Origin of the sequence: Streptomyces sp. PH10-H1, from assembly GCF_030063355.1 — a bacterium.
Classification (GTDB): Bacteria; Actinomycetota; Actinomycetes; order Streptomycetales; family Streptomycetaceae; genus Actinacidiphila.
Genome location: NZ_JASISZ010000182.1, coordinates 1 through 2615, shown reverse-complemented (window position 1 = coordinate 2615; position 2615 = coordinate 1). Strand labels below are relative to the sequence as shown.

General features: G+C 70.2%; 3 protein-coding genes. 1 reads left to right on the top strand and 2 read right to left on the bottom strand.

The features are described from left to right. Positions 1-9: 9 nt before the first annotated feature. Positions 10-336, bottom strand: coding sequence for a type II toxin-antitoxin system Phd/YefM family antitoxin (locus QMK24_RS40995; protein WP_283472006.1), 327 nt, complete (start codon positions 334-336; stop codon positions 10-12). Here QMK24_RS40995 and QMK24_RS40990 point away from each other — a divergent pair. After that, positions 329-1702, top strand: coding sequence for a protein kinase domain-containing protein (locus QMK24_RS40990; RefSeq protein ID WP_283472005.1), 1374 nt, complete (start codon positions 329-331; stop codon positions 1700-1702). The genes QMK24_RS40995 and QMK24_RS40990 overlap by 8 nt on opposite strands. A 180-nt stretch (positions 1703-1882) precedes the next feature. On the opposite strand, the gene QMK24_RS40985 is transcribed toward QMK24_RS40990, so the two are convergent. Then, on the bottom strand, positions 1883-2338 hold the full coding sequence (locus QMK24_RS40985; protein ID WP_283472004.1) for a winged helix-turn-helix transcriptional regulator: 456 nt from the start codon (positions 2336-2338) through the stop codon (positions 1883-1885). Positions 2339-2615 lie beyond the last annotated feature (277 nt).

The window sequence follows — 2615 nt, the reverse complement described above, 5'->3', positions numbered from 1 at the left end:
GGACCGTGATCACGGTCCGGCGCTTCGGCGCGCCCCCTGCAGCGAGGACCTCATGGTTCCGGTACACCTCGCGGCGGTTGCCAACTCTGTGCCTTCGGATTCCGCTTCGTCGGCCAACTGGTTGAGCCAGGACTCTTCGGCCTGTTCCGCGAGTTGGCGCAGGCGCTGGTATTCGTGGATGTCGATCACCACGGCCTCCTGCTTGCCCCGCCGGGTGATGATCGTCGGGGTCTCGTCCCGGCGGGCGCGATCGATCACGTCCGCGAGGTGGCTACGGACCTCGGCCATGGATTCAACCACTGGATCACTCATGTCATTAATGGAGCAGATGTACATCTGTTCCTCGTCTGTCGCTCCGTCCCGGATCGATGGCCCGCTGACCGTGCCGGAGGCCGCCCGGATCGGCCGTGGTGTCCTGAGCGCGCTGCGGGCCGCTCACGCCGCCGGCGTGCAGCACCGGGACGTCAAACCCGGCAATGTCCTGCTGCGCACGGACGGCACCCCCGTACTCACGGACTTCGGTATCGCCGCCCTGCACGGCACGACCGCCCTCACCATGACCGGCGCGCTGATCGGCTCACCCGAATACATCGCGCCGGAGCGAATCCGCGGTGTGGAGGGCAACCCCGCCTCCGACCTGTGGTCGCTCGGCATGATGCTGTACGTCGCCGTCGAAGGACGCCATCCGCTGCGCCGGGCGACGACGCTCGCCACCCTCGCCGCGGTGCTCGACGAACCGTTGCCGCCGCCGGTGCGATCGGGGCGACTCGGCCCGGTGCTGACCGCCCTCCTCGCCAAGGACCCGGCCGCACGCCCGGATGCCGACCAGCTCGACCGGCTGCTCGCCGCGGCCGAGAACCACGCAGGCGCCGCCGCGCCGGTCGGTTCTGCGGCCTGGGGTTCGGCGTTCCCCGGCACCCCGAACCCCGGAAACCCCGGCCCCCACGCCCCCATTGCCCCCGCCGACTCCCCACGCATCGCCTCGACTGCGGGATGGGTGCCACCGGGAAAGCTCCCCGCCCACCCGACGCCCCCCGGCCGCCGCAGACACATCGCGATGGCGGCCCTTTCCGCCACCGCGGTCGTCCTGGCCGGCGCCCTCGCCTGGAACCTGGCGCCCGGTGGCGGCCACAGCGGCACCCAGGCGAACGGCACCACGGCACCCGGGGCCACGACGACCAGCAGCGCGTCTCCCGGCTCCCTCGCCCCCAACGGCCCGAAACCGGGCGATACGCCCGCCCCGTCCTCACCCACCGCCTCCGTCAACCTGCTCACCCCCGCCGGCGTGCGCGGCACCATCGCGGCGATGCGTCCCTTCATGGGCGGAACGAAGGTGAAGGAGCTCCTCGTCTACCCCGGCTATGCGAGCGCCGAGGCCCCGACCCCCGCCGACCCGAAGCTGTACGACGAGATCAACTACCGCGACGGCAAGGCAACTCACTCGCCGGGCGGCACGATGGGATCCGACGACGCCACAGTGAACCTGCAGAGCTTCAACTGGGACGTCCTCCCCGGGCTGCTCGACAAGGCCCAGAAGACCCTGAACGTTCCCCATCCGACCAGCCGTTACCTCATCGTCGGCCCCGACATGTTCGACGGGACGCCGACCTTCCGGGTCTACCTCTCGGACGCCTATGGCAGCGGCTACCTGTCGGCCGACACCAAGGGCGCAGTGAAGAGGAGCCATCCCCGGGGCTCCTGACCGGACGTGCCGACGCAGCCGGTCCGTCCGACAGCGAGGGAGGCGGGGACGCGCGGGCGGTGGCGGAGCGGGGGCGCGGCGCTGGCTCGGAATCGCCCTGTCGCCCTGGACGACCACCGTGGAGACGGGACCGACCTGGCGCCTTCGTCGGACGGCGTCGTCGTCCGCCCTCTCCCTTCCTCAGCCGTCCACCGCGCCCTTCGAGCTCCACCCTTCGACCTGGAAACGTGGCGTGAGGGAGGCAGGACGGGGCTCCGCCCCGCAATTGCGGCAGACGACGACGGCGTCGAGGTCGCTGCCGCAGGAGTGCTCGAAGACGACCGGCGGCCGGTCGGCGAGGTGCTCGTCGCCCCACTGCCGGAGGGTGTGCAGTACGGCCTGGATGTCCCGGCCGGCGGCGGTGAGGCCGTATTCGTAGCGCGGCGGGCGCTCGTTGTAGAGGGTCTTCTCCAGCACCCCGGCTTCGACGAGGTGGTGCAGTCGCGCGGTCAGGACGTCCCGGGGGGCGCCGATGTTGCGCGCCATGTCGTTGAAGCGCCGGACCCCGAAGAAGACCTCGCGGAGTACGAGCAGGGAGTACTTCTCACCGATCACGCCGAGCGTGTCGGCGATCGAGCAGGGTCGCGGCGTGGTCATACCTCCACCATAAAGGAGTGCGTTTGCTTACCCAACCCACTGAGGTATGGTGAATCCAGTTTCCCAACTCACTGGGGAACGGGACCGGCGATGCCCAAGGGGATGACGGCATGAGCGGTACTGCTGTGCGCGCGACCGATGCGCCTGCGCCTAAGACCGACCGGCAATAGGCAGCCGCTGTCGAGTGATCAGGTGGGGTGGATGCGGTGCGGGCACGGGTCCAGGCGATCATGGAGTTCTCTACGCTCAGTGATCACGAAGGACGGCCGTGCCCGCG